Source organism: Mesorhizobium sp. B2-6-1 (assembly GCF_006440475.1).
In the GTDB taxonomy this organism is placed as follows: Bacteria; Pseudomonadota; Alphaproteobacteria; order Rhizobiales; family Rhizobiaceae; genus Mesorhizobium.
Genome location: NZ_VFUH01000029.1, coordinates 1 through 22,929, shown reverse-complemented (window position 1 = coordinate 22,929; position 22,929 = coordinate 1). Strand labels below are relative to the sequence as shown.

General features: G+C 60.1%; 22 protein-coding genes and 6 pseudogenes. 17 read left to right on the top strand and 11 right to left on the bottom strand.

The annotated features are described in order from the left end of the window. Positions 1 to 123 precede the first annotated feature (123 nt). The 3 genes from FJ443_RS30735 to FJ443_RS30725 all read right to left on the bottom strand — a co-directional run bounded on the left by FJ443_RS30735 (position 124) and on the right by FJ443_RS30725 (position 1,789). A complete protein-coding gene (locus FJ443_RS30735) occupies positions 124 to 633 on the bottom strand; it encodes a DUF892 family protein (RefSeq protein ID WP_140525817.1) in 510 nt (169 codons plus the stop codon). 115 nt (positions 634 to 748) lie between these two features. Then, positions 749 to 973, bottom strand: a complete 225-nt coding sequence (locus FJ443_RS31915; RefSeq protein WP_246673114.1) for a DUF4142 domain-containing protein — start codon at positions 971 to 973, stop codon at positions 749 to 751. A 258-nt stretch (positions 974 to 1,231) separates the two neighbouring features. Further along, complete coding sequence (locus FJ443_RS30725; RefSeq protein ID WP_140499474.1) at positions 1,232 to 1,789, bottom strand: DUF1003 domain-containing protein; 558 nt, start codon at positions 1,787 to 1,789, stop codon at positions 1,232 to 1,234. 235 nt (positions 1,790 to 2,024) lie between these two features. Between FJ443_RS30725 and FJ443_RS30720 the strand changes: the two genes are divergently transcribed. Together FJ443_RS30720 and FJ443_RS30715 are read left to right on the top strand one after the other, a co-directional pair. After that, positions 2,025 to 2,528, top strand: a complete 504-nt coding sequence (locus FJ443_RS30720) for a hypothetical protein (protein ID WP_140625659.1) — start codon at positions 2,025 to 2,027, stop codon at positions 2,526 to 2,528. A 166-nt stretch (positions 2,529 to 2,694) separates the two neighbouring features. Further along, on the top strand, positions 2,695 to 3,357 hold the full coding sequence (locus tag FJ443_RS30715; RefSeq protein ID WP_140525819.1) for a Ku protein: 663 nt from the start codon (positions 2,695 to 2,697) through the stop codon (positions 3,355 to 3,357). Here the strand turns inward: FJ443_RS30715 and FJ443_RS31910 are convergent. Then, positions 3,333 to 4,417: pseudogene (locus tag FJ443_RS31910) on the bottom strand (alpha/beta fold hydrolase). The gene FJ443_RS30715 and the pseudogene FJ443_RS31910 overlap by 25 nt on opposite strands. Before the next feature lie 430 nt (positions 4,418 to 4,847). On the opposite strand from FJ443_RS31910, the gene FJ443_RS30695 reads away from it, so the two are divergent. The 9 genes and pseudogenes from FJ443_RS30695 to FJ443_RS30655 all read left to right on the top strand — a co-directional run bounded on the left by FJ443_RS30695 (position 4,848) and on the right by FJ443_RS30655 (position 11,161). After that, a complete protein-coding gene (locus FJ443_RS30695) occupies positions 4,848 to 5,423 on the top strand; it encodes a hypothetical protein (protein WP_140525823.1) in 576 nt (191 codons plus the stop codon). A 41-nt stretch (positions 5,424 to 5,464) separates the two neighbouring features. Further along, positions 5,465 to 5,860, top strand: coding sequence for a phage holin family protein (locus FJ443_RS30690; RefSeq protein WP_140525824.1), 396 nt, complete (start codon positions 5,465 to 5,467; stop codon positions 5,858 to 5,860). After that, positions 5,857 to 6,774 carry a hypothetical protein gene (locus FJ443_RS30685; RefSeq protein WP_140525825.1) on the top strand — a complete coding sequence of 306 codons (918 nt, stop codon included), beginning with the start codon at positions 5,857 to 5,859 and terminating at the stop codon, positions 6,772 to 6,774. Before FJ443_RS30690 ends, FJ443_RS30685 begins: the two co-directional genes overlap by 4 nt. A 53-nt stretch (positions 6,775 to 6,827) precedes the next feature. After that, positions 6,828 to 7,172 (top strand): SemiSWEET transporter, encoded by a 345-nt coding sequence (locus FJ443_RS30680; protein WP_224656178.1) that lies wholly within the window; start codon positions 6,828 to 6,830, stop codon positions 7,170 to 7,172. 83 nt (positions 7,173 to 7,255) lie between these two features. Next, positions 7,256 to 8,173, top strand: coding sequence for an NAD(P)/FAD-dependent oxidoreductase (locus FJ443_RS30675; RefSeq protein WP_140525826.1), 918 nt, complete (start codon positions 7,256 to 7,258; stop codon positions 8,171 to 8,173). 327 nt (positions 8,174 to 8,500) lie between these two features. Next, positions 8,501 to 9,022, top strand: a pseudogene (locus FJ443_RS30670) (ferritin-like domain-containing protein). Between the two features lie 82 nt (positions 9,023 to 9,104). Beyond that, positions 9,105 to 9,401, top strand: coding sequence for a hypothetical protein (locus FJ443_RS30665; protein WP_140525827.1), 297 nt, complete (start codon positions 9,105 to 9,107; stop codon positions 9,399 to 9,401). Then, positions 9,398 to 10,682: pseudogene (locus FJ443_RS30660) on the top strand (SDR family oxidoreductase). The gene FJ443_RS30665 and the pseudogene FJ443_RS30660 overlap by 4 nt, the downstream one beginning before the upstream one ends. Continuing rightward, positions 10,682 to 11,161, top strand: coding sequence for a DUF2269 family protein (locus FJ443_RS30655; protein WP_140501403.1), 480 nt, complete (start codon positions 10,682 to 10,684; stop codon positions 11,159 to 11,161). The pseudogene FJ443_RS30660 and the gene FJ443_RS30655 overlap by 1 nt, the downstream one beginning before the upstream one ends. A 169-nt stretch (positions 11,162 to 11,330) precedes the next feature. On the opposite strand, the gene FJ443_RS30650 is transcribed toward FJ443_RS30655, so the two are convergent. After that, complete coding sequence (locus FJ443_RS30650) at positions 11,331 to 12,212, bottom strand: manganese catalase family protein (RefSeq protein ID WP_140525828.1); 882 nt, start codon at positions 12,210 to 12,212, stop codon at positions 11,331 to 11,333. A gap of 227 nt (positions 12,213 to 12,439) precedes the next feature. Next, a complete protein-coding gene (locus FJ443_RS30645) occupies positions 12,440 to 13,285 on the bottom strand; it encodes an SIR2 family protein (RefSeq protein ID WP_140525835.1) in 846 nt (281 codons plus the stop codon). 369 nt (positions 13,286 to 13,654) lie between these two features. Here FJ443_RS30645 and FJ443_RS30640 point away from each other — a divergent pair, with 369 nt between their 5' ends. Further along, positions 13,655 to 14,833 carry a beta-glucosidase gene (locus FJ443_RS30640; protein ID WP_224684575.1) on the top strand — a complete coding sequence of 393 codons (1,179 nt, stop codon included), beginning with the start codon at positions 13,655 to 13,657 and terminating at the stop codon, positions 14,831 to 14,833. A gap of 73 nt (positions 14,834 to 14,906) precedes the next feature. Here FJ443_RS30640 and glf read toward each other — a convergent pair whose 3' ends face one another. Together glf and FJ443_RS30630 are read right to left on the bottom strand one after the other, a co-directional pair. Beyond that, positions 14,907 to 16,049: a UDP-galactopyranose mutase gene (gene glf / locus FJ443_RS30635; protein ID WP_140501399.1), complete on the bottom strand. Its 1,143-nt coding sequence runs from the start codon at positions 16,047 to 16,049 to the stop codon at positions 14,907 to 14,909. Between the two features lie 2 nt (positions 16,050 to 16,051). Continuing rightward, positions 16,052 to 17,224: a glycosyltransferase gene (locus FJ443_RS30630; protein ID WP_140525829.1), complete on the bottom strand. Its 1,173-nt coding sequence runs from the start codon at positions 17,222 to 17,224 to the stop codon at positions 16,052 to 16,054. A 387-nt stretch (positions 17,225 to 17,611) separates the two neighbouring features. Here FJ443_RS30630 and FJ443_RS30625 point away from each other — a divergent pair, with 387 nt between their 5' ends. After that, on the top strand, positions 17,612 to 18,535 hold the full coding sequence (locus FJ443_RS30625) for a hypothetical protein (RefSeq protein WP_140501395.1): 924 nt from the start codon (positions 17,612 to 17,614) through the stop codon (positions 18,533 to 18,535). Between the two features lie 242 nt (positions 18,536 to 18,777). On the opposite strand, the gene nadE is transcribed toward FJ443_RS30625, so the two are convergent. Further along, positions 18,778 to 19,617, bottom strand: coding sequence for an ammonia-dependent NAD(+) synthetase (gene nadE, locus FJ443_RS30620; protein WP_140525830.1), 840 nt, complete (start codon positions 19,615 to 19,617; stop codon positions 18,778 to 18,780). 156 nt (positions 19,618 to 19,773) lie between these two features. Between nadE and FJ443_RS30615 the strand changes: the two are divergent. The 3 genes and pseudogenes from FJ443_RS30615 to FJ443_RS30605 form a co-directional block, all read left to right on the top strand. After that, positions 19,774 to 20,285: pseudogene (locus FJ443_RS30615) on the top strand (DUF2243 domain-containing protein). Positions 20,286 to 20,649: 364 nt separating this feature from the next. Continuing rightward, a complete protein-coding gene (locus FJ443_RS30610; protein WP_140525831.1) occupies positions 20,650 to 20,832 on the top strand; it encodes a hypothetical protein in 183 nt (60 codons plus the stop codon). 94 nt (positions 20,833 to 20,926) lie between these two features. Beyond that, positions 20,927 to 21,232: pseudogene (locus FJ443_RS30605) on the top strand (hypothetical protein); the annotation flags it as partial. An 81-nt stretch (positions 21,233 to 21,313) separates the two neighbouring features. Here FJ443_RS30605 and FJ443_RS30600 read toward each other — a convergent pair. Beyond that, positions 21,314 to 21,811: an RES family NAD+ phosphorylase gene (locus tag FJ443_RS30600; protein ID WP_140525832.1), complete on the bottom strand. Its 498-nt coding sequence runs from the start codon at positions 21,809 to 21,811 to the stop codon at positions 21,314 to 21,316. A gap of 8 nt (positions 21,812 to 21,819) precedes the next feature. After that, complete coding sequence (locus FJ443_RS30595) at positions 21,820 to 22,170, bottom strand: antitoxin Xre/MbcA/ParS toxin-binding domain-containing protein (RefSeq protein WP_140525833.1); 351 nt, start codon at positions 22,168 to 22,170, stop codon at positions 21,820 to 21,822. 421 nt (positions 22,171 to 22,591) lie between these two features. Between FJ443_RS30595 and FJ443_RS30590 the strand changes: the two are divergent. After that, positions 22,592 to 22,822: pseudogene (locus FJ443_RS30590) on the top strand (AAA family ATPase); the annotation flags it as partial. Positions 22,823 to 22,929 lie beyond the last annotated feature (107 nt).

The following is a 22,929-nucleotide window of genomic DNA, read 5'->3' as shown; positions in this document are numbered from 1 at the left end:
AAGAGTCCGCTCTTGTGGGAGGAGAAGCGGGCTCTTAGCTGCGACCTAAGACCCAGCGGCCGGCGCAAGAGCCGCCCGCGGACCCGATCGTCAGAAAAAAAGTCCGCCCGCGCCATTTGGGCGTCACCGTTTCGCGGCATCGCTGTCGGCCGCGGCGCGAGACAGGAACATCTGCGTCGTCTCGGCGAGGTGGCTCTTGAGCCAATCCGCCATCGCTTCCTCTTCGCGCAGATTCTGCTCACAGACACGCGCCACCTCGGCCTCCCCTTCGGCGTGGGCCGCGGCGATGAGCATCATGTAGGAGGCAATCTCCATATGCTCGAAAGTATAGCTGGCGAGCGACCCCTTCATCACCTCGTCGCCGGCGAACACGCCGCTGATCGACTGGGCCATGGCGGTGAGCTTGCCACCTGCGTCTTTCATCGCGGAAGATCCCTCTCCGATCCGGTCAAGGCAGGTTCTCAGCCGTGAGGCCTGCTGTCGCGTCTCGTCGAGATGCTGACGGATGCGGTCGCCGAGCTCCGGATAGCTCTCGAGGCGTGACAGTTGCCCGGAGAGCATCGTCTCCGCCTGCTCCTCCATAGCGTGAGCGTCCCTCAGCCATTGTATCAACCAATCGCGCGATTGTGTCATGAAGGTCTCCCTTGGGTTGCCTGCCCAAACCGCGAGTGGAGAGGATGGTTCCGCCCGGGCTATGGCAGGCTCGGCCAGAGGCTGTCGACGCGCGGATTGACCGCCGACGCGACGGTCACTTCTTGCTCTGGCCCGAGGCATCGGCCAATGCCGGGTTCACCAGCTTGCTGCGGACGTCCCGCGCCATTCGCAGGTGCTCCAGTACGGCCGGCAGGATATCGGAGGCGAAATGCTGGACATCCGGATCCCGGCCGGAGCCGATCTCCCATTCAAGGAGTTGCACAGTCTTCTGATGGTCGACGATCTGGCCGCTGATGTAAGCCAGATCGAATTCGACCAATGCCAGCTTCTGCCGGCAATGGCAGCGGCGAAGGGAGGCCGCTGATAAAGGTGCAGTGTGGGATACCGAATGGATCCGACGAGACACATGTCGTGCCAGGTATAGCGGCTGCGACGCAGGGAGCCATGTCGGAGGGGGCAAGTGTGCGAAGGGATCGTCTTTGTCTGCGGCTACTTTGTACCCGCCAGCCCTGCTGACAGCAAACGAGCGTTCATCGACACGGTTTCGCCTATCGGTGAGATACTGGCGACACCTCCTCTACTCCTCTGCCTCCATAATCTTGTCGAGAACAGCTTCAGGTGCCACGTCGCGCTTCAGTTCCTTCAATTCATCGTCCGCTTCCGTGGCAACATTCATGCGCTTGGCAATCTCCTCGACCATCTTGATGAGCTTGGTCGTCTCGTGTTCGTTGAGCAGGCTGACCTGAAGATCGAGGTCTGCTCTCGCATCGTCCTCAGCGGCCATCCGGTTCTGGTTGATGAGCACGAAGGTGGACAAAAAGATCGCCTCCACGGATGCAATCATCGCCAGGATAACCAAGGATGGGTCCCAAGGCTGAACAAAGCCGACGGGCTTGATATTGAGGACGATCCAGCCCCCAAAGAAAACAAGATGGATATAGACGAACATCATGCTGCCTGCGAACTGGCTAATTGCTCCCGCGGCGCGTTGCTCCGCAGTGGCAGCGTTCGCATCGCGCTTCCGTCGTTGAACGATTGCTTCGATGTTGCGGGCCAAGGCAGGAGCGAGGCCGTCCGCGGGTGGTGTGGTTGGGGTGGCGGATCCCATGTCATTGCCTGAGGTGTTTGGGCGCATAGCTCTCTCCGTGTCTCCACCTGACCCACTTAACTGGTCGGTTGGCGTTTCGATCCATGCAGCCTCAGGAGCGCTGACGGACCTTCATCACGAATGGCTCACCCAATGAGACATACCTATCAGAGGTGTTCGGTAAGCGAGACGGTCAACGCCGCAAATGGGCCTGGCGACTTGCCGGTCGAAGGCCGCGATAGGATACGCGGATGAGGAGTCGCTAGCGAAACGGGAGGTTCTGATGGTAGTGGAGGCTGATGCAGTTGTGCAATCCGAAACGACATGGAGCGCTTCAGGACACTCTCCGACCAGACAAGGATCGCCTGCCGAGAGCGTCGCCAGATCGATGGATTTCAGCCCGGGGAGCGCTTTAAAGCGGGCGAAGTTCGAACCGTATAACTGCCTCTGCTATTGGTCGCTCCTCGTCGCGTATGATGAAAGCGAGTTCGCACTCATTGCCGTCATGGGGGAGTGTCTCTCTCGCTATTTCGGTCAAAGCCTTTACAGCTTCATCTGTAGCGGTCTCCGTATCGGGAAGTTCGCTCCCCTCGTTGTCTTCAGTAACGTTTCCATTTTCAGTAAGATCAAAAAAGAAGCGTGCCATGTTCGTGTATCCGTTCGGGGCCTTTCTGTCCGAACCTTGGCGATTTCAGAAGGTTCCAAGCTGGATTTTGTTGTGAGGCAGGATTTTTTTATCGCGTACGATCGCAATCGAGTTTCTGGTCCAAATCGTGCGTTGGCCTGACGTTCAGTCCGCGGTGGCATGAGCGCCTCATTTCCTTGGAGCATGTGTCGTTGGATCAGGCCCACTCAACCCAGGCACAGTCGCCGGCGGCAATCCAAGTCAGGCGGGCGGAACATAACGATCTGGCTGACGTTTGTGCCGAGGATCGGCCCGACAGGAGGACTGCATGGCAGCCCCACGAGCAGTTTGGAAAGGGATTTTAAAAGTCGGGTCCGTGTCGTGCGGAGTGAAGCTTGTGGGTGCAACCAGCGAGGCATCGAAAATCCACTTCAAGATTTTGAATCGGAAAGATGGATTGCCTGTCAAGGCTGCCTATGTTGACGAAGAGACGGGCGATGTCGTCGATAGCGAAAACCAAGTCAAAGGCTACGAGGCAGACGCGGGCGATTTCATCAAGGTCGAACCGGACGAGATCAAAAAGCTAAAGATGACGTCTGAGCACACGCTTGAGGTCGACGAGTTTGTCGCCATCAAGGATATCGACACGCGCTACCTGGAAAAGCCTTATTACCTGATCCCTGCCGACGGTGCTTCCACCGAGGCCTTCTCCGTGCTGCGCGAAGCGATGGCCAAGGGTGTGGCGGCGCGGTCCTGCGTGGTGCTGTACCAACGCGGGCGCGAAGTCGTGATACAGCCCTATGGCAAGGGAATGCTGCTTACCGAGTTGCGGACCCATGACGAGATGATCTCGGAAGAGACTATATTCAAAGACCCGAAAAGCTTTCTTCGAATTATGACAAAACGACTCTGTGCCTGGATCAGAAAAGATCGATTGGCCGCCCGGGCTCGGGGCTACCGCCCGAGTCATTCGCGCGGTGCAGGAGCATAGTAAGCAGCTTCTTCAGGTGAGAGCGATCCGGCTGCCGCGATGCTGTCCACCATCTCGAGCACAAGGTGCGGCGCAGCATGATGAACCATGTGACCGGCACCCGCGACGATGCGCATCATCGAGCCCGGTAGGACCGCGTGCAAATGTTGGGAATGATAGTTGGTGTCGAGCAGGCTGTCCGCGTCCCCGGCCATGATACCTATCGGCGCGTTTGTCCTCCCTGCGGTCTTGGGAGCCAACGCGGCAACGGGGATCAGCAGACCAGATTCCGCGGCAGTCGTTCGCAAGTGCGACGGTGCGCTGACCAGATCTCGCAAAGCATTTGAAAACTCTGGCGGGACAGGTTGCGGCCCAAACAGGCGGCGCATCAAAACGGGCCAGATCAGCCTGACGACAGGCGGCAGGATGGTGTGGCAAATGATGGTTCCCACGATTGGCAGTGCCGGCAGGGCGGCAAGCATGGCATCGAACCTTGCGGAGGGGAAATGATAGCCGGAGAGGAGAACCGCGCCACCAATCTCGTCCGGATACCGGGCCGCCCACTGGAGGGCGATCGATGCCCCCCAAGAACGATGGGATTGTCTGCCCCGATCCTCTGCGTGGCGCTCTGGAGCAGATCTGCCTGGGCCGCGGCGGTCCATAGGCGACCGCGCGGCCGAGTACTTCCGCCAAACCCGGGGCGGTCGAATACAATAACGCGATAACGCTTGGCTGCTTTGTCGACTAGACCGCTGGTTTGGAAGTCCTCAGCGGCGGAACCGTTCCCATGCAGGAGAACCAGGTCCCTGCCGCTTCCAGCCTCGACATATCGAAGGCGGACACCGTCGACCTCTATGGTCCTTCCTTTCGCGCGGACGGAAAGCGCTTGCTTGGTCGCTGCTCGATTGTTCAACGCTAGCAAGGCCACCGCCGCAACCAGGCCGCCGACCCAGACGCGTGATGATCGTTTCAGTGAGAATTGAAACCGGAAAGACAAGCTGCCGTGCTCCTTGCGTAGGTTGCGGCGACTGGCGAATCGCCGCTGGGACGTCGCACCCAAAAGGCTCACCGTTTTCGCCATCCGAACTGAGACGCCACAAGGTTGTTCCGGCGCCTGATCGCCTGACCTTCGAACGAGGCTACGGGCTTAGCTCGGCCTAGGGCTCCTCGAGATTGAGCCCGCGGAAGGTCGAATGACAGCCGGGGGAGGCGTTAGTCTTGCCAGCCGTTTCCACAGACTGGATAGCCAAAAGAGCACCGGTGACGAGTAACCCTTGGGCTCCAAACATGGCGACGTGCTCGCGTTCAACTCGCACGATCAACCCACGCAGGGGGTCTTTAAATCTAAGGGAGCTAAAAAAGTTTTGGCTGATGGAACATCGCGCGGTTCAGCGTGTTTGCTTTCGACGAAAATGGAGAAATCAGGCCGTGAACAGCGTCATTTATCTCATAGGTCTCGTTGTCGTCGTGCTGGCAATTCTCTCCTTCCTCGGTTTTCACTAGGAGCCATTATGCAACGCGAAGGCGATCCAGGACGTCCAGCATCCGATTTCGATACGGCAAAGAGCGAGCTCTCCGACCGGCTCCAGGAAGAAACCCAAAATGCCACCCGGTTGATTCACGACGCCAGTGACGAAGTCGTCAGCAAAGCTGGCGAGTACGCGTCGGAAGCGCAGGAGGCTTTGTCAGGGAAGGCGCAGGAAACGCAGCGCGACATGAGCGCGAGCTTAGCCGCTTTTGGGGGCGCGTTGCGGGCAGCAAGTGAGCATCTGGCCAACAGCGATCAAGCCACCGTTTCGAAGTTCGTGCTTACTGCCGCTGGCGGGCTGGAGCGCCTCTCGTCCTCTTTGCGGGACAAACCAGTCGAACAAGTCTTAGGCGAGGTCAGGTCCTTCGGGCGCGAAAACTCTGGAGTGCTTATCGCCGGGTCGGTTTTCGCCGGTTTGGCTCTGGGACGCTTCATCAAAAGCTCGCAACCCGCTGATTCGAGCGAAGCGGACGGTCGGCTGAAAAGCAGTGGCGCCCCAAAGACTGTAACGCGCCCGAAGACCACAGGCAGCTCTCCACGGGACGACCTCACGTCATAACGAATGCAGCCACTTTCTTGGCCGAGCACGGAGCATGACCGATGAACAACGATCAGGACGGCCGCAGTCTCGCGAGCCTTGTGAGCGACCTTACACAGCAAGTGACGACCCTGCTACAGACCGAAACAAGGCTTCTGCGGGCCGAAATATCCGAAAACGTCAGCAAAGCCGGGCACGGCGTGGTCGAAGTCGTAGGCGGTGCCGTGTGCTTGCTGGCATCGCTGGTGGTACTGCTCCAAGCGCTCGTGATCGCTTTGGCTAAGGCGGGTCTGGGGGCCGGGTGGGCCTCGCTGCTCGTCGGTGTCGTCGTGGCGATCCTGGGGGTGATTCTCCTTCGCACGGGAATGGCCGGCATTGCGCCTTCCGGATTGGCTCCTGACCGCACACAAGAACAACTCAACAGCGATGCGCGTGTGATCAAAGGACAAATGAGATGAGCGAGAAATCGGCAGCCGAACTCGAACGCGAAGCCGAGATTGCCCGCGCAGCGGTCGTCGATACCGCCGAATCCATCCGCAGCAAAATGACACCCGGTCAGTTGATCGACGAATTCACCGGGTTGTTTTCTGGCGGCGCAGGGACCGCCGCCCTCAGCAGATTCCAGACCCAAGTCAGCGACAACCCTTTGGCCCTGATGCTGGTTGGGACCGGCCTGGCTTGGCTGATGCTTGGCAGCGGTGCTTCGGCGGGTGGCTCTCCTGCAACCCAGGCTGTCAACAATCAGGCCGACACGGATGGGGGGACGTTCGGGGTCAGCGATGTGACGGGGGCTGCGGAAGGGCCGAGTTCCGGACAAGAGATCCCCAATGGTGGACCATCGGCGGTCGCAGAGATGCTCTCGGATGCCGGCGCGACCGCTGGCTCGATTGCGAGCAATGCAAGCGAAGCGGCCGCAACTGCGGCTGGCGAGACCAAGGATAAGGTTGTAAACACCGTGGGGCAGCTTGGCTCCAGTGCGAGTGATATGGCTGTGCAGGCGAGTCGAACCGCGCAGGAACTATTTGAGCGCGAACCACTGGCACTTGCCGTCCTCGGCCTGGCGGCGGGTACGGCTATAGGCGTGCTTCTGCCTCGCACAACCATGGAAGACGAGCAACTCGGCGGCTACCGCGACAAACTACTTGGCAGCGCCAACAGTGCTTTAGAGGACGGCGTGGAGCAAGCGAAAGAGATCGCTGCCGAAGCTTACGAGACAGTCAAGAGCGAGGCGGACCGGCAGGGCTCGAGCGGCACCGCCGACACGTTAGCCGGTAAGGTCGGTGAGGTCGTCAAGGCCACCGCAAAAACTACCGAAAAGGCGGTTCGAGATCGACTTCCCGAATCGGATCAGTCCTCCACGGCCAAGCCCTAAGCCATCTGCAGGGTGCCAGGGCAGCGGTCAAATTGAACTTAGAGACACCCGTCGTGAACAAAACCGCGCGCCGACGGTTTGATTGCATGGAAACTGAGACACTGGTCGGCTATCTCGCGGCACTATGTTCGATGGTGAGCTTTACGCCGCAAGCCTGGAAGATCATAAAGACGCGAGACACGGGCAGTATCTCCGCGCCTATGTATGCGATTACGGCAGCAGGGTTCGCCCTCTGGCTCATCTTCGGGTCCATGAAAGGCGAGTGGCCGATCATCATCACAAACGCCGCCTGTCTCGTTCTCTCGGCATTCATTCTTCTGATGACGCTCCTTCCTCGCGCGAAGAAGGACGCGGTCGCGGACGTGCTGGATCCCGCTGCCTCAAGGACTGAGCGATGATCTTCGTTTGGTTGCGTTCTGAGGTTTACGAGGCGCTCAGCGGTGGCAGCCAGGAATGACGCGCTCATGTCGGGAGTTCTCTTGTGGTTTCAGACGATGAAATCCGTCCTGGCGAATCATACGACTGCCTGGTCATCGGCGGCGGACCGGCCGGCCTGACCGCCGCGACCTACCTGGGGCGTTTTCGGCGCCGGATCGTCCTTGTGGATGCCGGCCAAAGCCGCGCAAAGTGGATACCGGTAACCCACAACTGTCCCGGGTTTCCTGACGGTATTGCCGGTGTTGAGCTGCTTGATCGTCTGCGGCAGCAGGCACTGCTGAGCGGAGTCGATCTCGTGGACGATACGATCCACGACATTAAGCGGGGTGGGACCGATTTCATCGCCACGGCATCGGTTCCCATTCGGGCTCGCGCGGTGCTCATGGCCACCGGTATTGTCGATACGCTTCCAGACACGCCCGACGCCGCCGATATGATCAAGGCCGGCACGTTGCGGCTGTGTCCGATCTGTGACGCCTACGAGGTCATCGACGGACGGGTTGCGGTGATGGGCCCGGCAGATCACGCAATGAAGATGGCGTTGTTTATGCGAAGCTACACAAGTGACGTCACCATGTTGGTCGAGACGACAACTCGATTCGACCCCGCCGCCGACGCCTTGCTCAAAAAGGCTGGAATCAAGGTGCACGCGTGCCTCCCGGGCTCGATCCGCTCTGCCGGCCATCAGGCGACCATCAGGCTCGTTGCCGGAAACACGCTGTCTTTCGATACCATCTATCCCGCATTGGGCTGCACGATGCGATCGAAGCTGGCCACCAACCTCGGCGCGGAATGTGACGAAATCGGCAATCTTGTCGTGGATTCGCGCCAGCGAACCGCAATTGCGGGCCTCTACGCCGCAGGCGATGTGGTTGACGAAATCAACCAGGTCGCGGTCGCCTTCGGACACGCGGCGATCGCCGCAACCGATATGCACAGCTATCTTGCGCAAAACGAGTGAACAGGTCCGCCCTCGTTCAGTCGTTCAGTCGTTCAGTCGTTCAGTCGTTCAGTCGTTCAGTCGTACAGGATGGCGCGTGGCGCAGCCCTCGCGGGGATATTCGTCGCTTCCCCGGCATCCTGGTGCCCCCCATTGGCGCCGTAAGAGCCTCAATGCGGCATTGGCGAGACAACACCTATTGTGTGCGCATTCAGGCACTGCCGTCGATGCCGCTTATTCGCAACCGACGGGGTGCCGGCGTCTGCTGGGGAAAAACGGCGGAACAAACAAGGAGCCGCCTCGTTTGAACGGGGTGCCGCCCGGCGCGCTTTCAAGCAGGAGATGAGGATGGCAACCAAGAAAGCTTCGCAGACAAAGGGACTTGAGGATCTCTTCCACGACGGCTTGAAGGATATCTACTACGCCGAGCGCAAAATCCTTCCGCCTTGAAGAAGATGGCGAAGGGAGCTGAATCCGAAAAGGTGATTGCTGCCTTTGAGAAGCATCGAGGTGAGACGGAAGGCCAGATCGAGCGCCTGCAGCAGGTGTTCGAGATCTTCGGCAAGCGGGCACAGGGAAAGACCTGCCCGGCAATCGACGGCATCATAGAAGAAGGGCAGGAGATCCTGGAGGACTTTCAACAGGCTCCAGCCCTGGATGCCGGGCTCGTGGCCGCCGCGCAAGCCGTCGAGCATTATGAGATCGATCGCCCGATATGGAACGCTGATCACCTGGGCCGGTTTGCTTGGGCTGAAAAAGGCCGTTCCGCTGCTTGAACAGTCGCTCAAGGAGGAGAAGGCGACCGATGAAGCACTGACGCAACTCGGGGAGGCCGGTGTGAACGAGAGAGCGATGCAAAAGGCGGCCTAGATATCCGCACTGGATCACGCCGAGGAGGTCCGTCATGGATGTCCGGCAACCCATGCCGCTTGACCAAGCATCGGCCGCGCCTATGTCCGCGGAACCGGCGTCGAGCAAAAGACAGCTCCTGTTCGAACGTCGCACCAAAGCTGTTGAGATCGATGAGATCGACCCAGGCGACGGCCGGGTGATCAACCATGATGGCGAGCAACTCGCTATCAGCGAGGCGGCAGACGGTTCGAGTGCCGGCTGCATCGACGGTTGGAACCCGGTCGACCGGATATGGTACTGGTCCTGCCACAGATGGGGATTCGACGAACAAGGCGTGCTGCCGGCAAACAGGCCGCCGGCGGCTCGAGCGACGCCGCAGGCCGGGCTCACGGGATGAAGATCCTCGTCACCGGCGCTACAGGTTTGATAGGCGCCTCACTATGCGCGCGCCTGGAGGCGGAGGGACACGAAGTACGGCGCGTGCTCCGCCGCTCCCGACCTGCCGGCTCTTCGAAAAGTTCGGACGTCATTTTGGACATGACGGAGGCGGTCCGACCGGAGGACTGGAGTTCGCCTCTTTCAGGCGTCGATGCCGTCGTCAACTGCGCCGGCGTTCTGCAGGACAACGCGCGGGAAAAGGTTCAGGAGGTCCATGCCATCGCCGCTTCCGCTCTCTTCAGGACCTGCGAACGGGCCGGCATCAAGACGGTCATCCATTTCTCGGCGATCGGTGTCGACCGCGATCAGCTGTCCGCCTTCTCCGCCAGCAAGCTGGCCGGCGACAAGGTATTGATGGCGCTCGATGTCGGCTGGGTGATCCTGCGTCCCTCGGTGGCGCGGCGCGGCGTCTTTGGCGCAAGCGCATTGTTGCGTGGGCTAGCCGCGCTGCCATTGTTGCCGGCCATGCCCAATACCGGTCGCCTGCAAGTCGTTCAGCTCGATGACATTGTCTCCACCGTTCTTTTCTTCCTCCTGCCCACGAGTCCTTCTCGCTTGACGCTGGAGCTTGCGGGGCCGGAGGCGCTCACCATGACAGAGCTCGTCAGTCGTTACCGCCAGTGGTTTGGATGGAAGAAGGCAGCCATATTCACCTTGCCCGGCTGGGTGGCGAGAGGCCTCTATCGTCTGGGCGATCTGGCTGGATGGCTCGGCTGGCGACCGCCGATCCGCAGCAATGCGCAAAAAAGAAATCACGCGAGGCGCTGTCGGTGATCCGCAGCCCTGGATTGTGACGACAGGCATTCACCCGGCAAGCCTCGCATCAGCACTTGCGGCCGATCCGGCAACGGTCCAGGAGCGATGGTTTGCCGGGCTCTATCTCATCAAGCCCGCGATCTTCGTTGTGCTGCCATTCTTCTGGATCATGACCGGCATCATCTCGCTCACGACAGGCTGGCGTAATGGCGTCGAACTGCTGATCGGCACTGCGGTGGCGCCCCACGCCGAGGCCGCGGTCGTGGCCGGTGCAATCGCCGACGCGGCTGTCGGCGCTCTGATCGCGTTCCGGCCGACAAGCCGCCCGGGTCTTTGGGGTGCGATCGCGATCTCGCTGTCCTACGCCATCGCCGGCACCATCCTGCGCCCGGATCTCTGGAACGAGCCACTCGGCCCGCTGATGAAAATCCTGCCGATCCTCGCCTTGCACTTCGTTGCGCTGGCGATCTTGGACGAGCGCTGATGCTTTATTTCGTGGTCAAATATCTGCACGTCATCGGCGCAGCCGTGCTGCTTGGGACAGGGGCGGGGATTGCCTTCTTCATGCTTCTCGCTCACCGGACCGGCAATGCCGCAACAATCGCGGCAGTTGCCCACATCGTGGTTGTCGCTGATTTCCTCTTTACCGCGACTGCCGTCGTCGCGCAGCCGATCACCGGCGTGGCCCTCGCCTGGCAGGCTGGCTATTCATTGAGGGAAGGATGGATCGTGCTGTCGATTGTGCTCTATGTCGTGACCGGCCTGTTCTGGCTGCCGGTCGTTTGGATGCAGATGGAGATGCGCAATCTGGCGACGCGCGCCGCCACATCTGGCGACCCGCCGCCGGAGCGGTACAACAAGCTGTTTCGGTTGTGGTTTGTCTTCGGTTTTCCTGCCTTCGCCGCCGTGCTCGCCATCTTCTGGCTCATGATCACGCGTCCCCTCATCGTTTTGTTCGATTGACGGTGACAAGAGCTTCGCTGGCCACTGATGGGCAGCAGGTCCTTTGGCCAGGTGGTGAGTTCGGGAACCAACACGGCTTCTCACCCTGAACAGAAGGCGCGACGCCATAGGTGCTTTCCGACGATTGGAGGGAGAAAGCGTTGCCATCAGCCTAAGCTGGAGAATGACACTAGCCGCGAGCGCCGTTACCGTCTGACCCCCTGGCGCGACTGGAGCCCCGGGTAGAACCGATCTGTTCGCTCTGTGCTCCGCTGTCCACGCGGGGGGAGCCAAGCATGGGTTCCTCACCCATCGGCTCGCCCGCGACCGTCGTGAACTCTCCGTTGCCGTCAATGGATTTGCCGCTCGACCAACGGCCCTCGGGCGGCGGCACGCCGTCGACGAAACAGTTGACGAAAGCATAGCTGACGTCGCGAAGTTCCTGTTCCTGGGGGAAGGAATTGGGAACCGGCAGTGAAGCCGCGAGCCCGCCCATGTCCTCGATGGCTGCTAACCATTGCTGCTGGTGCATCGTGTCGCGGGCGATCAGGAACGACAGCATCTCCTTCATGCCGGGATCGTCGGTCATATTGTAGAGGCGTGTGGCAAGCACTCTGCCACTGCTTTCCGCCGTGACATTGGCGATCATGTCGGCGGCGAGATTGCCGCTGGCGTAGACGTGTGAAGCATTGAAGGGCACGCCGTTTGAATTTTCCGGCAATGCCGCGAGTCCGGTGGAAAGGATGTGGCGGAAGTTCATGCCGTTCAACACGGAGCCGCCGATCGTATCGGCTGAAATGTCTTCTTGCAAAGACAGCGGCGCCCCTTCCAGATTCAACGCCACGGCCGTCGCGAGCATCTCGATGTGGGCGAGTTCCTCAGTGGCGGTGTTCAGCAGCAGGTCCCGATACTTGCTTGGGCCGCGCGCGCCCCAGGCCTGGAAGAAGTACTGCAGCGCAACTCGTATCTCGCCTTCGACGCCACCGATCGCCTGCTGCAAAGCACGAGCAAAGATCGGGCTGGGCGTTTCCACGCGCACAGGGAATTGCAATTTCTTGTCGGTGTAAAACATCTCATATTATCTCCGTTGATCTCGCCCAACCGACCGCAGAACCAGATGTTCCTTCTGTTCGACAGTATTTATCCTGACCATGTCGAGTTGGACGCGCGTGCGCGAAACGTGTGCAATCCGCTTCGGCAGGGCGCGGTTGTTTGGCGCAAGACCAAGATGAAGCGACCCGCGGGGTGATCGCCTTCACCCCGCCCTCAAGGCGGCCCTGGTGCCCGGTTCGTCCCCCCTCATGGACCCCTCATGGCGTCAAGCAGCTTGGAAAGAAACGCTGCTAACGCTTGTTCAGGCTGAGCCGCCTCTTCGCTCAACATTTCGATGCCCCATCGACCCAGCACCGCCTCCTGGACGACGCTCGGGCTAGGCATGAATACGAACGATCTGGGGCGGTCGGTCTCATAGCCGGACAGCCTCCAGGTCTGCCACAGGCGGTGCAAAAGCAGGCGAATGTTCATATCCGACATGCTGTAGCCGATGAAAAGGATCGTCCGCCCCAATGCATCCGCGCGGAATTTCACATCCAGCGGTGAATCGAAGGACAGCCGGTCGAAATAGTCGGTCTCGGCCAGAATGAGGGAGGAGTCGTCGTCGAAGTCGCCGTGGTATTTGACGATCTGGGTGACCCCGTTGCTGGCTTTGGCGATGTCTTTTGCGTTTGCCACCTTCACGTAGTCGCGGCTATGGACTTCGAAGGCGACCTCGAGGTTGCGATCGTAGTTGGTCGTGTAGATGATCGGGAAGTCCAGTGCCACGATCAGGCGGTGGATCTCCGAACGTCTCACTTTCTCATGCGAGACACTCCAGTTCCGATCCATCCAGCTTCGCAGCGGTCCGATGGTGCCCCGCTTCAACCGGTAGAACTCCGCCAGGGTCTGGTAGCTGACGTCCGACGGCGCGATGATGCCGTCATCGATGCCCAGGTCCTCGACCAGATGATCGATGAGCTTACGCCAGGAGGGCAGGCCGACACTCATTGACACGCCAGCCCCAACGAACAGGATCGCGCGCCGCTCCCTGACGGAACGCGCGAGTTCCTCGATGGGGAAAGCATGGACAAACCTCCGACCGATAATCATCCCAACTACCGGGACGGTCGCCGGTTCCATTCTCGTGCAGGCGGTGACCCGCCGTGGGGTTTGCGACGCGCCGGGGAACAATCATCCGCATGGGGTTCGTAACGGGCGCAGCCGGAACAAAGCATTGTGCTCGCGGTTTAGCTCCGGCGCCGATCGCCAGCGGAGAAATGCATCAATGACAATCAAGGAGCCGGCACACTCGGGTAGGCTAGCCTGGCCGCACACAGCCAAGCGCGGCATGGACGAGCAGGACAGAAGCCAAGCAGAGGCTCGCGCCAGTCGGCATCCTGAAGCCGATCCTGTCGACGAATCGCGTAGCACCGTGAACTGTAACGAGCTACGGGCAAATCGCCAGACCCGCGAGAGAGCATGATGGCCAGGCCGGCCCCCACCGAACGATCCGGCCCGGTCCAGGATGTGGTAGACGATGGTCAACACCGAGCGGTCGGCCGAACCTTCGAAAGCTTCTTCATGGCCGGCTTTGAATGTTCCTCCCACAGGCGGAGCGACGGTGTCCGGCTCGATCTTGTTCGCGCTACCTCGCACAACATCCATGCCTTGGCGGACTACCGGAGCTGTGCCGAGCTCGGGCTTCGAACGATCCGAGACGGGTTGCGCTGGCACCTGATCGAAACGGCGCCGGGCATCTATGACTGGTCGAGTTGGGCGGCCATGATCGAAGCGGCTCGTGCCGTTGGCGTGCAGGTGATCTGGGATGTTTTTCATTACGGGTCGCCCGATCACATCGATCAGGGATCGCAGGAATTCATCGACGCCTACGCCGCTTTTGCCGCGGAGGCCGTGCGGTTCCATCGCTCCTTCACGGGCACCTCTCCGCTGCTTTGTCCAATCAACGAAATCTCGTTCTTTGCCTGGGCCGTCGAAGTCGGCTACTTCCCGCGTGTCGGCCCAAAGAAGCGCGGATGGTTCAAACGGCATCTCGTTAAGGCAGCGGTCGCGGGCATCCGTGCAATGCGACAGGCCGACCCCGACTGTCGATTCGTCTGGGCTGAGCCGCTGATCCATATCGCGCCTCGCGACGGCAGCCGAGCGGAACGGCAACGCGCGCAGAACGCCCGGCGAGGTCAGTTCGAGGCGTATGAGATGCTGATGGGACAGGTCGAGCCTGAACTGGGCGGCAGCCAAGATCTTGTCGACGTGATTGGCCTGAACTTTTATCCTCACAACCAATGGTATCTAAACGGTCCGACCATTCCCATGGGCCACCATGAATATCAGGCGCTGTCCGAGATGTTGCTCGAGGTCGCTCACAGGTTCCGCAAGCCGATGTTCATTGCTGAAACCGGGTCCGAAGGATCCGCCGGGCCAGCATGGCTGCATTATGTCTGCGATGAGGTCCGCGCCGCGATGAAGCTGGGCGTCCCCATCCAAGGCATTTGCATTTATCCCGTGACAGCCTATCCGGGTTGGGACAATTCCCGCCACGCCGAAGTCGGCTTGTTTTCTACCGTGCACGCGGATGGTTCGCGCAGCATCCGGCAGCCAGTTGCGGACGAGCTGGCGCGCCAGCGCCTTCTGTTCGCGTAAGCCCGGCCATCACGCGTGCAGCATGGGCCTGTCGGGTAGAACGGCATCGCGTTCGGCTTCGTCCGGCAAATGGTTACGGCGCGAGCACAGCAAATGTCGGCGCCTCCAACGAAGCCGAGGCCGGCAGGGTCTTCTGTATCCTCGCGAATGTGGCCAAGGCCTGACCCACCACTTGATCCATGTTGTAATAACGGTAGGTCGCTAGCCGTCCAACGAACCAGACGTTTGGGCAGGCGTCCGCCATTGCCTCGTAGCGTTTGTACAGCTCCTCGTTTTCGGCTCTCGGAACAGGATAATAGGGATCGCCTATATCGGTCGGGTATTCGTAGGTGAGGCTGGTTTTCGGATGCCGTTGGCCTGTCAGATGCTTATACTCCGTGACGCGGGTGTAGTTTTCCGTCTGCGGATAGTTCACCACCGCCACTGGCTGGAATTGTTCGCAATCCACTGTCACATGGTCGAACCGCAAGGAACGGTAAGGCAGACGGCCGAGCCTCCAATCAAAATATTCATCAATCGGCCCAGTATAGATCAGCTGCCGAAAGCCGATCTTGTCGCGTATCTCGCCATAGTCGGTCTGCAGCATCACCTTGATTTCAGGCCTGTCCAGCATCCGCTCGAACATCCGCGTATAGCCGCCGGCGGGCATGTTCTGGAACGTATCGCCAAAATAGCGGTCGTCGCGGGTGGTGCGGGTCGGCACCCGTGCCGTTACGGATTTACTCAGTTGGGACGGATCCACGCCCCATTGTTTGCGAGTATAGCCGCGAAAGAATTTTTCGTAGAGTTCCCTGCCCACGGTGCTGACCACCACGTCTTCGGCGGTTCGGACCTCCTCCACCGTTTCTCGTCGCGAAGCGAAAAATTCTTCCAGTTGTTCGGAGGTGAGATCAAGTCCGTAGAGACGATTGATCGTGTCGAGATTGATCGGGATGGGCAGCAGTTTGCCGTCTACCGAAGAGAGGACGCGATGTTCGTAGGGCCGCCACGCCGTGAACTGCGACAGATAGTCGACGATGGATTGCGCGTTGGTGTGGAAGATGTGGGGACCATAGCGATGGATCAGGAGTCCCGCTTCGTCGTAGCAGTCATAGGCGTTGCCGCCGACATGATTTCTGCGGTCTATGAGCAGGACACTTTCGCGGCGTTGCGATGCAATGCGCTCGGCAAGCACGCTGCCGGCAAAGCCGGCTCCGACGATCAGCCAGTCGAACATCGTCAGGCTCTCCTGCGCAGCGGAACGACAGTTTTCATCGCCTGGACACCGTGGATGTGTGAGGTCATGGCATCCCAAGTGCGTTCCCACGACTTGTCGGCGAGATAGGCATCAACTGCCCTCACCTGCAGGTCTCTGGGGCGGGCAAGCATGCAGCGAAGCTTGGTCGCAATGTCGTCGGCGTCGACGATCTCGACGAGACCAGCCGCACCGTAGGTGCGAACGACATCAACGATCGCGGTGGAGATCACGGGCAGTCCGGCCGCAAGAAACTCGGGTGTCTTGGTTGGGCTGATGTATCGCGTTGCCTCGTTGAGCGCGAACGGCATCCAACCGACTGCCCAATGACGAAGATAGCTCGGCAGGTCGGCATAGTTCTTGGGCCCGAGCCAATGCAAATTGTCTGCCCGTGGCAGGGTCGCCGGATCGATCTTGACCACCGGCCCAAGCATGACGAACTGGATGTCGGGCATCGCGGCAGCCGTCTGGCCAACAAGGGCGATGTCGAGCCGTTCGTCGATCACGCCGAAATAGCCAACCCTTGGATGGGGAATGGCTGCCTGGTCGGATGGTTCCTCGCCCCCCTCTCTCGCCATGTTGAAATGAGCAGCGTCGATGCTGCTTGGAAACGCAAAGATCGAACGATGCTGACTGCGCTTTGCCTCATAGAGGCTTTGCCCGCCCGTGAAGACCAGATCGGCACGGCGGAACAGCGCTCTTTCCAGCTGTGCCAGTTCCGCGGGCGCGTCGCGGAAGGCGGACAACTCATCCATGCAATCGTAGACACACACATTGCAGCGCAGATGACTGCTGAAGCGCAGCGCCATTGGCGTGTAATACCACGCAATCAGCCGGTCATGAGGAACGGGTGCGACGAGTTCATTGACGAAGCTTCGCTGGATGGCGTCCACCTTTGTCGCGGATGTTCCAAGCGGGACGACCGGCGTGACAACCCTGATTGCCGGAGCTACGTCGTTCACGCGCATGAAGGGACCGCGGACATCTTCGAAGGCTGGTTCTTCGAAGTAAATTACCTGTTGCTGCCGGGCGGCGAGGGTCAGGAGGTGCTGTGGCCTTTGAAATACAAAATTCCATCGGAGATGTGAAAAGCAGATAACTACTGCATTGTACGCAATAGACGTGATTTTTTTTGTTTTTGCCGGCGCGATTTCCATATATTTTCCCTTTTAATACGAGTCAAGTCTCGAAGAATTAACCTAGGTTAATTTTCGACACTCCTGCCTGATGCTTTCAGTTCCATCTAACTTTCGATTTAGTAAGTTGTTCCCGCGGTATTAATTGATTTGCGTGGCCGATCATCGGCCTCAACGATCAGAGGTAGGGCCGCTCGACTGCTTCGCGGGCGGTCCGAATGCGGCACGAGATCCGCTGGAATTGGGACCACGGCGCCCTAACGTGGCGCTTTGTCACTCCTCGAGCTGTTGAAGGCCTGTGGGAAAATCGACACGTGTTAGCCGACGCTGCTAGAATAAGAGCGCCTCGAATCAGTTTGTTTGGACCTGGGTGTCGGAAGCTGAGAGAGGCTGTCGAGGTTTATGGACATGCAGATCAATTTTGAAACGCACGTCTTTCCGTTGTTTCACCCGCAGCAGGTGGACGACCTGAAAGATCCTTGTCCCGTATTCGACGGAACGCTCTGGCACATGTTCGGATCGAGCGGCACCGTCACGAGCGAGGAATGGAAGATACTGCACGCCACAGCGCCGGATCCGCGTGGCCCCTGGACCGAGCATGAACCGATCGCCTTGCCGATCACCGGCTCGGGTGTGGCGGCGCCCGGTGTCATCCACGAAGGCGGGGTTTTCCACATGTTCATCCAGACCGAATTCATGAAGTCGGGTGGGCGGTGCGAGCATGCGGTGTCTAATGATGGTTTCCACTGGGTTGTTTTGACGTCGGCGATATTATCCCTGCCGGACACCGATGAAGATGGCATCTACGATCCCCATCCGGCGGTCATCGGCGGCAAGCGCTACATCGTCTACTCGGGAATGCCGAAATTCAGCAGGGTCCCGCAACCCGACGTCTATCTCGCACGCAGCCAGTCCGACTCCTGGTTCGGACCATGGAAGCGCGCTGGCAAGATCCTGGACCACCTGGACGTTCCGCATCACAACGCACGCGAGCATCCCGACTATGAATGGGGCATCGAAGGCGCTCAACTGGTCGAGTTGCCGGATGGACGCGTGCTGCTCAATGCAACCTGCTTCCTGCCCGAGGGGCCGCGCGGCAGCCGCCAGCGTGTATTCTTCGCAATTGCCGATCGCGTCGAAGGACCTTACGTGTCCGTCGGCCCAGTGCTGGATCCGGGCGAGCCGGGAGAGAACGGGCACTCGACTGTGATGATAGAGGGCCGGCAACTGACGCTGTTCTATCAGAGCCGGCGCGAGGCAACGAATCACAGGTGGCGCTATGGGCTGGCCACGTGCGACCTGGATCAGCAGATTTTTTCAAACGTCGCTTAACCCAGCGCGCCCGGAAAGGCGCCATCACCGCGACGGACAACCGTCCCTACGCAGTGCTCGTTTCGATCGAGAGTCGCCCTCGGGGCCGACGGCCGATGCATTGCGCGCGATAGGACGGCTCAACTTATTCGCTGAATCCAAGTGAGCCCGAGGGCGGGATTCGGCACCTGACGCTGTCGGATCGGACGTGGAAGATCTGGCGGCGGTCGCAGCAATAGTGAGCATCCATCCCGAGAGTCCGGCTACTGTCGTGATGGACCGGACGAGGCGACGGGCGCCACTGGAAGCGCGCGCTTGTGTGCGGTGCCGGCGTGCGCTTGAAATATGCGCGTGCGCGCTGCTTCGTCGATCTCCCGACCTTCAAGGAAATCGTCGATTTGATCGTAAGTTACGCCATAGGCATCTTCGTCCGGGCGAAGCGGAATTAGGTTCTCCAGGTCGGCAGTCGGAATCTTGGCAACTAATTGAGGCGGAGCGCCCAGATGCGCCGCCAAGGCGCGAACCCTACGCTTGTTCAACCCGGAAAGAGGAAGGATGTCGGCAGCACCGTCGCCGAACTTGGTGAAGAAACCCATCAGTGCTTCGGCCGCATGATCGGTACCGATGACCAGCCCTCGGGTGGCGCCGGCAAGCGCAAACTGGGCAATCATCCGCTCACGAGCCTTGATGTTGCCAAGCAAAAAGTCCTCTCCGCCGGCATCGCCGAGGTCGGTGCCCGCAAGCTTGATCGAATCCAGCATCGCGTCGGCGGCGGGCTTGATGTCGACCCGGCGCACTTCGTCTGCTTGTATTGTATCCAGTGCCCGCTGCGCGTCGCTCTCGTCGGCCTGTAAGCCGTATGGAAGCCGAACGGCCAGGAATCTGGCCTCATATCCTGCCGTTCGCAGTTCCTCCACGGCCCGTTGCGCAAGAAGAGCGGCAGCAAGCGAATCTACGCCACCGCTTACGCCCAGAACGTAGGTGTTGAGATTCGAGGCACGCAGATAGGTGCCGAGAAAATCGATGCGTCGGCGCGTTTCAAGCGCGACGTCAAAACTGGACGAGACTCCCAATGCTCCTATAATCAGTTGTTGGTCGGTCATGCGAAGTTGCTCCTGACATCATAGCGTTCTGTCCAGTCGCATACCACAAGGTCGGTGGCGGTCACCGTCTCGGTCTGCCAGCTGAAGCGGTTCTCAAAAAGCGATGATGACGCGCCGGTAGCGCAAAAACGGTGATGTACATTGGCGGGCTCGACGTTGGGTCCCCTTAGGAGAAAAAGGAACAGCGACGAAGAGCCTCACAGGTTCCCGACCTCGGCCGGAATCCTGCTCGGGCTCAGGCTGGTTCTTCGAGGGAATCGTTCTGCATCAGTTGCTCCAGTGGCATCATATGGCGACCAGCCGGCTATCCCGCCGCAATCTTGAGAACCTTCGGTTCAACACGTCCCTCGATGGCTGGTTCCACGCCGGCACATACGTGTTCGTCGCATTAGGTCTCATTGTGCTATGGCGTGCGGCGCGCCAACCTCATCTCGGGTGGTCAGGAAAGTTGCTACTTGCAACGATGCTCATGGGCTTTGGCATATTCAACCTGGTCGAGGGAGTGGACGATCACCAGCTTCTCGGCACACACCATGTCAACGAAACCGTCCCGCGGTCCCAGTGGGTCTATTGGGACCGCGGGTTGTTTGATTTGGGGTGCGCTGATGCTGCTCGGCGGGTGGGCCTTGTCAAACGGCAAGCGGAAATCCTGGCTGTGGCAGCTATGAAGCGTTGGACTCTAGCGCTTATTTCAGGATGCCTTGGAACCGGATTGTAGCAGCGATGTTGTAGGCCTCTCGAGAACGCGGGGAACTGAAGGCGAACGGGCTCGGTATGAACGGCTCTCGGGCGAGCACGTGAAGGAGTGTGAGACGGGGGACAGGGCGGCCGCCATTGAGGAGGTGCAATCCCGCTCTCATGTCCGGCTTTCCTGGTTCAGGTCCTGGCCTTCCACAATCAACCCGCAAGGGGTTCGCTACGCAAGCGTGCGACCTCTGCGGCTGCGCCTTCAAGGTGACCGCGGCCATGCCCTGAACACGTCGGGCGCCTGTCGAGCGGGGATGGACCCCGCCCAAAGACGGGAGCCAAACGATGTCGCACAATTTCACCCTTGCTCAGCACCATGCCTTCAATCTCGCGCAGACCTTGATGGTCCCGGTCACGCTCTTCCAAGTCGATGGCGAGTTCGGCGTCATGGTGTCGAGCGAATATGACGGTGACAAGGGCACGGTGGTCCACGAATACGATCCTTACGAGTACCGCCCGGCTCACTAAGAGGGGATCGTTGCCTGCCACTTGCGCCCGACAGGGCGCAAGTGAGGCTTCGCCGCGTACACGCCCCGGCAATGACGACGAGGTCAACGGCCTCTATAGCACCACGCTGATGCGCACCGGTGCCGATTCCGAAATCGAGCTTGCCATGACGGTCACGCCGCTCGGAGCGATTTCGCGCCTCAAGCACGCGCTCGACGATTTCGAAGGAGAGCGCGAGCGCTATCGCCAGCGCCTCGCCGACGCCCGCCGCCGGCTTGCGTCGTACCAGTCCCGGGATGATAGTGCCGAGTTCGCCTTCGCGGGTGAATTGGCCGACAAGCGGCGGCAGCTTGCTGAGGTGGAGGCGGCACTGGCGACGGATATTGAAGGTGCCGGGGCGACCGACGCAATTGCCGCCTGATCGAATGTGCTGGCCGGTCACGCCTCGCGGCGTGGCCGGCCTTTCTTCTTGTTAACCATAACCGGCTGTCCTCGATCGCCGCTATCGCGACAGGCGGTTTTCATCGTCGATCAGGGTGAGACGGCAGGGCGCCACATCGCTCCATGTCCAGAGGACGAGATTAAGGCCGTCCTCCGTCGCTCCGGGGGCGAAGCTTCTGACGAGCAATCCATGATAGCCAGCCGCGACAAGTCTTCGTGCGAAGGCTTGCGTCTTCGCCTCTCCGGTTGCTTTCATCTGATCGCGCCAAGTCGTACCGGCGAGCCCCGCCGCATCCATCCCCTCCGCACGCAGGCGCTCATGGTCGCGGCTGTCAAAAACCGCCTCGATATCCGCATCATAAGACACGAGTGTCGTCGGCTGCAAACTGCCGGCCCGATTGGCTTCGCGCAACGCCGTCATGACCGACAAGGACATATAGAGCGCTTGCGTTCCTTTCCGGTTGAAACGGCCACCGTAAAGCTCCGCGCCACGGCCAGACATCCGCTCGCGTGCATAGATCGGATTCAGCGCCCGATAGAGTTCCCCCTTGAAATGCATCGACCGGATCAGGCGTGAACGCCGGCGTCGACCGCGTCGATATAGTCGAGCACGTCATCGGCGCGCCCATCACGGACCAGTTGCATCGCGGTCAGGCCGGAAAAGCCGGGCAGGGGCTCGGAGCGATACCAGGCATAGGCCATCAGCGCCGAGCCGAAGCGGGGCTCGACCTTGTTGACGATCTCCGACATCTCGCGCAGCCGTCGCTGCGTCTTGTCCGAGCCAATGCGGTCCTTGCGCTGGATGGCATCCTTTCCGAGACCGGCGGTTCGGGCGATCTCCTCGCTGGTAGTACGCAAGGCGTCTGCGATTTTGCGCGGTGAAAAAAGTCCGCCGTCAGCATATTGGGCAAGTCCCATGACGCTTACCTCCATTCCTGTATGTCAATAATTATGACGCAATATAGCGTCAGAATAGCGGGGTTCAATCCAAATTTGGGAAGAAGGCTGAGAAGGAAGGGGAGGGGAAAACCTGCTCGCAGATCGAGCGGACCGCTGACGCTTGCGCTCAACCGCGCCGCTCGCGATCCCGGCCACGTCGTCCTTCGCAGGGCTGTTAGCCCCGCTTGTCCTGCCGGGCAGGGATGCTCGGCCGCAGTTGCACCGGCCCGCTCGCTCCGCGGGCCGGGGGGTGTCTTCGAGAAGAAGACGAGAAAGGACGCAGCGACGGGCTGTGTCCGGCAACCCCGTAAGGAGCATTTCCATGGAACTGAAATTTGTCGATCCGCGCGCGCTGAAGGGCAACCCCCGACAAGGCGCGACGTTCCAAGTCCAGCCCGCAAAAACCAGCGCGCTGAAAGCGGCACGGGAGGCTTGGGAACGCGAAGGTTTTCGCGTCGTTGGTGGGGCGCTCGCCGGCAAGGCGGCCGAAGGCCTGGAAAAGGAAGCGGCAATCGCGGCGCGCACATTGGCGTCATGGGAGCTTCGGTGGGGGAGGGGTACTGACCTCCTCGACGGCAAGACCGTTTTCGTGATGGACGAGGCCGGAATGGTTGCGTCGAGGCAGATGGCGTTGCACAGGATCTGGGCCAGTTGTTGCGGATCTGCGGCGACAAAGGCGCTGTCCTCGACCGCGGCCGGCCTGGCGAAGCGGGCATTGTGAGCTGGTAGGTAGGTCTG

Coding starts and splice junctions, on each gene's coding strand:
- FJ443_RS30610 (WP_140525831.1), top strand. CDS start 20,650: ATGTCGCACAATTTCACCCTTGCTCAGCACCATGCCTTCAATCTCGCG.
- FJ443_RS30715 (WP_140525819.1), top strand. CDS start 2,695: ATGGCAGCCCCACGAGCAGTTTGGAAAGGGATTTTAAAAGTCGGGTCC.
- FJ443_RS30595 (WP_140525833.1), bottom strand. CDS start 22,170: ATGGGACTTGCCCAATATGCTGACGGCGGACTTTTTTCACCGCGCAAA.
- FJ443_RS30725 (WP_140499474.1), bottom strand. CDS start 1,789: ATGCGCCCAAACACCTCAGGCAATGACATGGGATCCGCCACCCCAACC.
- FJ443_RS30690 (WP_140525824.1), top strand. CDS start 5,465: ATGAACAACGATCAGGACGGCCGCAGTCTCGCGAGCCTTGTGAGCGAC.
- FJ443_RS30630 (WP_140525829.1), bottom strand. CDS start 17,224: ATGGAAATCGCGCCGGCAAAAACAAAAAAAATCACGTCTATTGCGTAC.
- FJ443_RS30685 (WP_140525825.1), top strand. CDS start 5,857: ATGAGCGAGAAATCGGCAGCCGAACTCGAACGCGAAGCCGAGATTGCC.
- FJ443_RS30655 (WP_140501403.1), top strand. CDS start 10,682: ATGCTTTATTTCGTGGTCAAATATCTGCACGTCATCGGCGCAGCCGTG.
- nadE (WP_140525830.1), bottom strand. CDS start 19,617: ATGACCGACCAACAACTGATTATAGGAGCATTGGGAGTCTCGTCCAGT.
- FJ443_RS30650 (WP_140525828.1), bottom strand. CDS start 12,212: ATGTTTTACACCGACAAGAAATTGCAATTCCCTGTGCGCGTGGAAACG.
- FJ443_RS30640 (WP_224684575.1), top strand. CDS start 13,655: ATGATGGCCAGGCCGGCCCCCACCGAACGATCCGGCCCGGTCCAGGAT.
- FJ443_RS30600 (WP_140525832.1), bottom strand. CDS start 21,811: ATGCATTTCAAGGGGGAACTCTATCGGGCGCTGAATCCGATCTATGCA.
- FJ443_RS30665 (WP_140525827.1), top strand. CDS start 9,105: ATGTCCGCGGAACCGGCGTCGAGCAAAAGACAGCTCCTGTTCGAACGT.
- FJ443_RS30735 (WP_140525817.1), bottom strand. CDS start 633: ATGACACAATCGCGCGATTGGTTGATACAATGGCTGAGGGACGCTCAC.
- FJ443_RS30695 (WP_140525823.1), top strand. CDS start 4,848: ATGCAACGCGAAGGCGATCCAGGACGTCCAGCATCCGATTTCGATACG.
- FJ443_RS30625 (WP_140501395.1), top strand. CDS start 17,612: ATGCAGATCAATTTTGAAACGCACGTCTTTCCGTTGTTTCACCCGCAG.
- FJ443_RS30645 (WP_140525835.1), bottom strand. CDS start 13,285: ATGATTATCGGTCGGAGGTTTGTCCATGCTTTCCCCATCGAGGAACTC.
- FJ443_RS30720 (WP_140625659.1), top strand. CDS start 2,025: ATGGTAGTGGAGGCTGATGCAGTTGTGCAATCCGAAACGACATGGAGC.
- glf (WP_140501399.1), bottom strand. CDS start 16,049: ATGTTCGACTGGCTGATCGTCGGAGCCGGCTTTGCCGGCAGCGTGCTT.